Origin of the sequence: Caballeronia glathei (assembly GCF_000698595.1) — a bacterium.
Taxonomy (GTDB): Bacteria; Pseudomonadota; Gammaproteobacteria; order Burkholderiales; family Burkholderiaceae; genus Caballeronia; species Caballeronia glathei.
In genome coordinates this window covers 1-1,082 of record NZ_JFHC01000242.1, presented here as the reverse complement: position 1 = coordinate 1,082, position 1,082 = coordinate 1, and the positions used below count along the sequence as shown (strand labels likewise).

The following is a 1,082-nucleotide window of genomic DNA, read 5'->3' as shown; positions in this document are numbered from 1 at the left end:
AGGGCGTCCTCATCTTCAAGTGCGTCCGGTAGCAGCGCGATCTGCATGACCGGCTTGCCTGCTTTCCTGAACCGGTCGTTGAGCACCGTCAGACTCTCGTAGTAACTCGTCGCCTTGCGTACATAGACCTGCTTCCCCGGGAGGTCGTCCAGCGTGACGAGAGCCGGAGCGCCAGGACCCGTGACGATCAGTTCTCTGACCGGTTTGCGGTCACGCGGCGCAACGAAGTCGACAAGCTTGCGCCGCTCGTCGGTCGCCGTCAGGTTGCCCGCCGAGATGTCGCCCAGCCCGGCCTGGAGGTTCGCCAGGAGTTTGTCGCGGGTCGTCGGAATTAGAAGGACTGTGACCGGGCGTTTGCCGAGCTGACTGGCATAACGCTTGTTGACATACCGTTCGAAGTCTCGCGCGAGTTCCGCGGTCAGGCCACGTTCCCGGCCTTTGTCGTTGAAGTACAGCGTGCGGCTGTACGGCACAAGAAAGCGGATCACGCGGCGCTCGAGCATCGCGTCAAAGTCGCCGGTCCACGGTTTGGCCGCGATGTTCATCTGGCGGGTTTTCGCGACAGCAACCGGTGGCGCTGATGCTGGTGCGACAGTGGGCACACTCGATCCTGACTCGGCCCGCGCCGGTGGCAGGAGCACCGAGATCCCAACCAGCAGGGTGGCAAGAAAACGAAGTCTCGTCATGACATGCCCTTTCCATGCGGACGACTATCCGGAATTCGTATGCATTGTCTCAGCGTATTCGCAGTTCTGTTACGAGCGAGTCGAAAGGGATCTTCGACTGGTGATATCGGTTGCAGGTCCCTGAGCCCGCGCGTCGCATGACGGAAACGTGACAGCTAAACGCTGGCACATATGCGCAAAGATGACAATAAGCAAGTGCGCTGATGCATCGTCGGCACGCGCGCGGATCGCGAATTAAAGCGCGTAGTCGTGTGGAAGCGCAGTCCGGGCCGGTTCACATGATCATTGACAGGTCGGCCGTTGTTCAAGACTTCGCCGCCGGCGCGTCTTGCAACGTCACTGTTTCTGGCGTGTGTGGCGATCTGCTGGTCACAGCGGACGAGCCGCAGGTTCAAA

At 60.5% G+C, this 1,082-nt stretch carries 1 protein-coding gene; it reads right to left on the bottom strand.

Going from position 1 to position 1,082, the window contains the following annotated elements; genetic code table 11:
• Positions 1-686 (bottom strand): transporter substrate-binding domain-containing protein (locus BG61_RS38550; protein WP_035943701.1); only part of this gene is annotated, 686 nt, incomplete at its 3' end.
• Between the last annotated feature and the right edge of the window lie 396 nt (positions 687-1,082).